The organism is Pseudomonas sp. 43(2021) (assembly GCF_017490805.1).
In the GTDB taxonomy this organism is placed as follows: Bacteria; Pseudomonadota; Gammaproteobacteria; order Pseudomonadales; family Pseudomonadaceae; genus Aquipseudomonas.
The window spans coordinates 166,814-174,242 of the sequence record NZ_JAFGYJ010000008.1 but is presented as its reverse complement, the minus strand read 5'-3'; the positions used below and the strand labels follow the sequence as shown (position 1 = coordinate 174,242).

Below are 7,429 nucleotides of genomic sequence, written 5' to 3'. Positions count from 1 at the left end.
TCGGGCATGTCGACATGCTGGTGAGCAAGGCCGCGCAGGTGCAGGTGTGGCCGTTGGTGGAGCGTTGGCTGCGGGATCCGCTGGTGCCGGTGCATGCGTCCACGGTGATGGTGGAGCCTGTGCCCGCGAAAGGGCCGAAACAGGCAAAACACAACTGACTGCCTGGTCCCGGATGACTGCAATGGGCTCTACGGTGTAGCCTTGGACGATACCCGCTTTCGTTGTGACTGACAGGAGCTTCCCATGCAGCATTACGTAACGCCCGACCTGTGTGACGCCTACCCTGACCTGGTGCAGGTGCTGGAACCGATGTTCAGCAATTTCGGCGGCCGCGATTCGTTCGGCGGCCAGATCGTCACCATCAAGTGCTTCGAAGACAACTCGCGGGTCAAGGAGCAGGTCGAGCTCGATGGCAAGGGCAAGGTCCTGGTCGTGGATGGTGGTGGCTCGCTGCGTCGAGCACTGCTCGGTGACATGCTTGCCGAAAAGGCTGCCAGAAACGGCTGGGAAGGCCTGGTGATCTATGGCTGCGTGCGTGACGTCGACGTGCTGATCCAGACCAACGTCGGCGTGCAGGCCCTGGCCAGCCACCCGATGAAGACCGACAGGCGCGGCATCGGCGAGCTCAACGTGCCAGTGACCTTCGCCGGGGTGACCTTCCGCCCGGGCGAGTACGTGTATGCAGACAACAATGGCGTGCTGGTCTCGCCAAGCCCGTTGAAAATGCCGGCGTGATGCGCCGACCGCGCTGATGGAGCTTTGATGTTCGAGGAAGACAACGCGCAGTGGGGGCTGGTACACGCCCTGGTGCTCGATGGCAAAGGCGGCGCGCGCTCGATTGCCCGTACCGAGCTGGACGACTTGCAACTGCAACCCGAGCAGAGCCTGTGGCTGCACTGGGACCGCAGCCATCCGCAAACCCGCACCTGGCTGCTGCGCGACAGCGGCCTGAGTGCGTTCGCCTGCGAGCTGTTGCTGGAAGAAAACACCCGGCCGCGCCTGCTGCCCATGGCCGATGAGCAGCTGTTGCTGTTCCTGCGCGGGGTCAACCTCAACCCGGGTGCAGAGCCCGAGGACATGGTCTCGGTGCGCATCTTCGCCGAGGCGCAGCGGGTCATCTCGCTGCGCCTGCGGCCGTTGCGCGCCAGTGACGAGATTCTCCAGCAGCTTGAAGAGGGCAGGGGCCCGAAATCGGCTTCCGAGCTGTTGCTGCTGATGGGCGAACTGCTGACCGAAAAGGTTCAGGGCCTGGTAAGCGACCTGTCCGAACTGGTCGACCTGGAGGAAGAAAAGGTTGAATCCGACGAACGGTACACTCCGGAGAACGGCTGCCTGCAGCAGATCCGCCGGCGTGCCGCCGGTCTGCGGCGTTTCCTTGCTCCTCAGCGGGAGATCTACGCCCAGCTGTCGCGTAGCAAATGGAGCTGGTTCGTCGATGCCGACGCCGATTACTGGAACGAGCTGAACAATAGCCTGATCCGCTACCTCGAAGAGCTGGAGCTGACCCGCGAGCGGGCCGCACTGGTGCTGGAAAGCCAGGATCGCCGGCGCAGCGAGCGGATGAACCGCACCATGTACCGCTTCGGCATCATCACCTGCATCTTCCTGCCCATGAGCTTCATCACCGGGCTGCTGGGCATCAATGTCGGGGGCATCCCGGGGGCGGAAAACCCCTATGGCTTCCTGTTTGCCTGCATCATCGTGCTGGGGCTGGCGGTGGGGCAGTGGTGGCTGTTCCGGCGGTTGCGGTGGGTCTAGAAATGTTCTGCCTGTTCTGGCCTCTTCGCGGGCACGCATTCATTTTGAAACACTCGTCCCAATGCGATGTGTGACCCATCGCCCGGCCATCTCGTCTCTGACTGACACTGCGCGAGGTGCCCATGCACGATCCGTTTGAAGAATCCCTGCGCGACCTGCTCAAGGCGTCACCCTCCGGCAATGACCGGGATGACCGGGACGACGCCGCTTGCCTGGGTCGCGTGCTGAAAACCGCCAACCGCCAGGTTGGCGCAGGTGATCTGTTCAGCCTGCTTGGCCGCTGGAGCCAGGCGCTGCTGATCGCCGTGAACAATGGCGCGGCGCATGTGGCGCCGGTGCGTCGACACTCTTCCCGCAACGCTGCCAACGGCAGCAAAGCAGATAAGGCCGATTGAATATGGAACTCGATCTCTGGACCCAGAGCCTGGTCACCGCCATGACTGCCCTTTGGACCAAGGTAGCGAACTTCATCCCCAACCTGTTCGGCGCGCTGGTCGTGGTGCTGCTCGGTTTCGTGGTGGCCAAGCTGCTCGACACGCTGCTGTCCAAACTGCTGGCCAAGTTCGGCCTGGACCGCCTGATGGCCGGCACCGGCCTGACCAAGATGCTCGGCCGGGTCGGTATCCAGGTACCGATCTCGACCCTGATCGGCAAGATCGTCTACTGGTTCGTGCTGCTCATCTTCCTGGTCTCGGCCGCTGAATCGCTGGGCCTGGAGCGGGTTTCGGCAACCCTCGACATGCTCGCCCTGTACCTGCCGAAGGTGTTCGGCGCAGCCCTGGTGCTGCTGGCCGGCGTGCTGCTGGCCCAGGTGGCCAACGGCCTGGTGCGCGGCGCTGCCGAAGGCATCGGCCTGGAATACTCGGCGGGCCTGGGGCGTATCACCCAGGGCCTGGTGATCATCATCAGCATCTCGGTGGCCATCAGCCAGCTGGAGGTAAAAACCGACCTGCTGAACCATGTGATCGTGATCGGGCTGATTACCGTTGGTCTGGCCGTTGCACTGGCAATGGGCCTTGGCAGCCGCGAAATCGCCGGGCAGATTCTGGCCGGCATCTACGTGCGCGAGCTGTACCAGGTGGGCCAGCAGGTGCGGATTGGAGAGGTCGAAGGGCATATCGAGGAGATCGGTACGGTGAAGACGACACTGCTGACCGATGATGGCGAACTGGTGTCGCTGTCCAACCGCGAGCTGCTTGAACAGCGAGTCAATAGCCGCTAACCGCACAAAGCTGTTAATGTATGCCGCCGCGAAAATCGACCCACGGGGTCGCGCGGCGACATTGACCTGACTGTCGGCCAGATCCGTTTTGAATAAAGTTCATTCGCCGCCCATGCGTTATGACCCCCGCGAGCTCACCGACGAAGAGTTGGTGGCGCGTTCGCATGAGGAGCTGTACCACGTTACCCGCGCCTATGAGGAGCTCATGCGGCGCTACCAACGGACCCTGTTCAACGTCTGTGCGCGTTATCTGGGGAACGACCGTGACGCGGACGATGTCTGTCAGGAAGTCATGTTGAAAGTGCTGTACGGGCTGAAGAACTTCGAGGGTAAGTCCAAGTTCAAGACCTGGCTCTACAGCATCACCTACAACGAATGCATTACCCAGTACCGCAAGGAGCGCCGTAAACGTCGGTTGATGGATGCCTTGAGTCTGGACCCTGTGGAAGAGGCGTCCGAAGACAAGGCTCCGAAGCCGGAAGAAAAAGGCGGGCTGGACAAATGGCTGGTGCATGTGAACCCGATTGACCGGGAAATCCTGGTGCTGCGTTTTGTCGCAGAGCTGGAATTTCAGGAAATCGCCGACATCATGCACATGGGCCTGAGCGCCACGAAAATGCGCTACAAGCGCGCGCTAGACAAGCTTCGGGAGAAATTTGCCGGCCTCGATGAAACTTAGTGGCCTGCAAATATCTCTAACGAACCGGCGAGTTCTGCTAGACTAGCCGTCGAGTTGTCCCCCTTGTTTGTGGTGGGACTGCTTAACTATCACCAGATGGGGATTTAACGGATGAAATTGAAAAACACCTTGGGCTTGGCCATTGGCTCGCTCGTCGCTGCTACTTCTTTCGGCGTTCTGGCTCAAGGCCAAGGCGCTGTAGAAATCGAAGGCAACGTTACCAAGCAGTACTACGACAGCGAACGTAACTTCAAGAACGACGGCACCAATCCTGGTGTTCGCCTGGGCTACTTCCTGACCGACGACGTTTCCCTGGACCTCGGCTACAACGAGACCCACAACGCTCGTGGTGAAGTCTTCAACAAAGACATCAAAGGTTCCAAGACCAAGCTCGACGCCACCTACCACTTCGGTACCGTGGGCGACGCTCTGCGTCCGTACGTTTCCGCCGGTTTCGCTCACGAGAGCCTGGGTCAGGCCACTCGTAGCGGCCGCGACCACTCCACCTTCGCCAACGTTGGCGCTGGCGCCAAGTGGTACATCACCGACATGTTCTTCGCCCGTGCCGGCGTAGAAGCCATGTACAACATCGACAACGGCAACACCGAGTGGGGTCCGACCGTTGGTGTTGGTCTGAACTTCGGCGGTAGCCCGAAGCAAGCTGAAGTCGCTCCGGCTCCAGTTGCCGAAGTGTGCTCCGACTCCGACAACGACGGCGTTTGCGACAACGTCGACAAGTGCCCTGACACCCCGGCCAACGTTACCGTTGACGCCGATGGCTGCCCGGCTGTTGCCGAAGTCGTTCGCGTTGAGCTGGACGTCAAGTTCGACTTCGACAAGTCGGTCGTCAAGCCAAACAGCTACGGCGACATCAAGAACCTGGCTGACTTCATGAAGCAGTACCCACAGACCACCACCACCGTGGAAGGTCACACTGACTCCGTCGGCCCAGACGCTTACAACCAGAAGCTGTCCGAGCGTCGTGCCAACGCTGTCAAGCAGGTCCTGACCCAGCAGTACGGCGTAGAATCCAGCCGTGTTGACTCGGTTGGCTACGGCGAAACCCGTCCGGTTGCCGACAACGCCACCGAAGAAGGCCGCGCTATCAACCGTCGCGTTGAAGCTCAGGTAGAAGCCCAGGCCAAGTAATTGGTTTGAAGCTTGATGAAAAACCCGGCCTCGGCCGGGTTTTTCTTTGCCTGGGATTTGTGGGGTGTGTGTCGGCCCTTTCGCGGGCTTGCCCGCTCCCACAGAGATTGCGCATAGCCTGCGGGATACGACGAACCTGTGGGAGCGGGCAAGCCCGCGAAGGGGCCTTTACAGGCACTGTATCATCCTGCAATTGCCACCAATTCCTGAACCACCTGTTCCCCAACCACCTCCCCAATCACCAATATCGCCGGGCTACGCAAGCCAAACCTCCGCGCATCCTCCACCATCCCCCGCACATCGCTCCTGCACTCCCGCTGCTGTGGCAACGATGCATTCTCGATCATCGCCACCGGCATCCCCGGTGCCATGCCGCCGTCCAGCAACCCTTGGCGTACCTGCTCCAGCCTGGCCACGCCCATGTACACCACCAGCGTCGTCCCGCCCTGGGCCAAGGCCGCCCAGTTCAGCTCGCTGTCGTCCTGGGTATGTGCCGTGACCAGCGTCACGCCTCGGCTCACACCCCGTGAGGTCAGGGAAATCCCGCATTGCGTGGCGCCGGCCAGGCCGGCGGTGATGCCGTTGACCACTTCCACCTCGATGCCATGTCCCTGCAGCCACAGCGCCTCTTCACCGCCACGGCCGAAGATGCACGGGTCGCCGCCCTTGAGCCGTACCACGCAGCGCCCTTGCCGCGCATGGCGCAGCATCAGGCGCTGGATGAACGCCTGCGGCGTAGAGCGGCAGCCGCCGCGCTTGCCCACGGCAATCACCCGGGCCTGCGGGCAATGCTCCAGCACCGCCGGGTTGACCAGGTCGTCGATCATCACCACGGCGGCTTGCTGCAAGGCGCGTACAGCCTTGAGGGTGAGCAGTTCGGGGTCACCAGGGCCAGCACCAACCAGCCAGACTTTTGCATTCATCAGGGTTTCCTCATCGGCAAGGCGCGTTCAGCCCTTTAGCAGGGTGAGCAGCAATATCAGGTTGAACAGCAAGGACAGCAGGGCCAGGGTGCGCCAGACCTTCAACGGCTCGCGCTCCAGCAATGGCCGTGGCCGGCTGGGCAGTTCCTGGCGGTCGCCACGTTCGAGCAGCAGCAACCAGTGTTCGGCGGTTTCGAAGCGTTGCGCCGGGTCGGCTGCCAGCGCCTGCTGCAGGTTGTGCTGCAGCCACTCCGGCAGGTCGGGGCGGTAGCGTGCGGCGTTGACCGGCTGACCGAAGCGCGGCCGCTGGAAGGCCTCCACCTCGCCGTACGGATAGTGGCCGGTCAGCAGGTGATAGAGCGTTACGCCCACGGCATACAGGTCCTGGCGTGGACTGGGCGGCAGGCCGTCGAACGCTTCCGGGGCAATGTATGACGGTGTGCCCGGCAACTCATGCTGCGGGTCTTCGGACAGGCCCGGGCAGTAAGCCAGGCCGAAGTCCAGCAGGCGCAGCTGGCCATCGCTGCCCAGGTGCAGGTTCTCTGGCTTGATGTCGCGGTGCAGCAGGTTGCGCCGGTGCAGTACGCCGACCGCCTGCAGCAGTTGCCGGGCCAGCTCCAGCCACTGCGGCATGGGCAGCGGGCCGTGTTCGGCCAGCAGCGCCGCCAGACTCTGGCCGGGGTATTCGCGCATCACGTAGTACAGGTGCTGGCGCTGGCTGGCTGCGTGCAGTTCGGGGAAGTGCCGGCCAGCGACCCGGCGCAGGAACCACTCTTCCAGCAACAGCCCTTGTGCTGCGCCGGGCTCCTGCTCGCGTGCGGCGGGCAGGGTCTTCAGCAGCCAGGCTTGGCCCTGGCCATCGCGCACCCGGTACAGCAGTGACTGGCGGCTGTGCGAAAGCAGCTTTTCGGCTTGCCAGCCATCGATGGCCTGGCCCTCACGCAGCGGGCCGGGCACCGGCCATTGCTGCAACTGCGCCAGGGTGTCACCCAGGTTGGCTGTGCCCAGTTGCTCGACCTGCACCAGCAAGGCGCTGGCGTTGTCCTGGCTGCCGTTGAAGTGCGCGCTGGCGACCAGGGTGTCGACGGCCAGTTGCAGGTCGGGTTGCTCGCGCAGCACCGCCTGGATGTGCTGGTCGCCCAGGCTGGCCCATACGCCATCACTCAGCAACAGAAAACGCTCGCCTGGCTGCAGCTCGCCTTCCAGATAATCCACCAGCAGCTGCTGGTCCAGGCCCAGCGCGCGCTTGAGCACATGCTGCATGCCGGGCTGGTCCCACACATGGTCTTTACTCAGGCACTGCAGGCGCCCGGCGTGCCAGCGATACACGCGGCAGTCGCCTACGTGTGCCAGGGTAAAGCGCCGGCCACGCAGCACCAGCGCGCTGAGGGTGGTCAGCAATGGCTGGCCGTTACCTTGGGCACGCAGCCAGCGGTTCTGCGCCAGCAGCAGGCGGTCGAGAGCCTGGGGCACGCTCCAGGTTGCGGGGGTAGCGTAGTAGTCCAGGGCCAGCGCCTGCAGGCTGGCCCGGGCTGCCAGGCCGCCATCGGCACATTGGCTGACGCCGTCGGCGAGGGCGAACAGGTAGCCCTTGCTGGCGGCCAGCTCCGGCGCCGGGGTAACCAGGCGCAGGGCGTCCTGGTTTTCCTCGCGTGGCCCGGTGGCGCTGGCCTGGGCAAAGCTCAGTTGCAGGCTCAT

General features: G+C 63.1%; 8 protein-coding genes. 6 read left to right on the top strand and 2 right to left on the bottom strand.

The window, feature by feature from the left end; genetic code table 11:
- Positions 1-243 precede the first annotated feature (243 nt).
- The 6 genes from rraA (at position 244) to J5M71_RS09650 (ending at position 4,808) form a co-directional block, all read left to right on the top strand.
- The gene (gene rraA / locus J5M71_RS09675) at positions 244-735 is read left to right on the top strand and encodes a ribonuclease E activity regulator RraA (RefSeq protein ID WP_207831761.1); all 492 of its coding nucleotides are present in this window, start codon (positions 244-246) and stop codon (positions 733-735) included.
- Between the two features lie 27 nt (positions 736-762).
- Entirely contained in the window at positions 763-1,758 is a 996-nt protein-coding gene (locus tag J5M71_RS09670) for a zinc transporter ZntB (protein ID WP_207831759.1), read from the top strand.
- Positions 1,759-1,880: 122 nt separating this feature from the next.
- On the top strand, positions 1,881-2,153 hold the full coding sequence (locus J5M71_RS09665; RefSeq protein WP_004376140.1) for a hypothetical protein: 273 nt from the start codon (positions 1,881-1,883) through the stop codon (positions 2,151-2,153).
- A 2-nt stretch (positions 2,154-2,155) separates the two neighbouring features.
- Entirely contained in the window at positions 2,156-2,980 is an 825-nt protein-coding gene (locus J5M71_RS09660; protein ID WP_004376138.1) for a mechanosensitive ion channel domain-containing protein, read from the top strand.
- A 112-nt stretch (positions 2,981-3,092) separates the two neighbouring features.
- Complete coding sequence (gene sigX / locus J5M71_RS09655; protein WP_003248665.1) at positions 3,093-3,659, top strand: RNA polymerase sigma factor SigX; 567 nt, start codon at positions 3,093-3,095, stop codon at positions 3,657-3,659.
- Between the two features lie 111 nt (positions 3,660-3,770).
- Positions 3,771-4,808, top strand: a complete 1,038-nt coding sequence (locus J5M71_RS09650) for an OmpA family protein (RefSeq protein WP_063913856.1) — start codon at positions 3,771-3,773, stop codon at positions 4,806-4,808.
- Between the two features lie 182 nt (positions 4,809-4,990).
- On the opposite strand, the gene cobA is transcribed toward J5M71_RS09650, so the two are convergent.
- A complete protein-coding gene (gene cobA, locus J5M71_RS09645) occupies positions 4,991-5,731 on the bottom strand; it encodes a uroporphyrinogen-III C-methyltransferase (RefSeq protein WP_207831757.1) in 741 nt (246 codons plus the stop codon).
- A gap of 27 nt (positions 5,732-5,758) precedes the next feature.
- The gene (locus J5M71_RS09640) at positions 5,759-7,429 is read right to left on the bottom strand and encodes a bifunctional protein-serine/threonine kinase/phosphatase (protein ID WP_207831755.1); all 1,671 of its coding nucleotides are present in this window, start codon (positions 7,427-7,429) and stop codon (positions 5,759-5,761) included.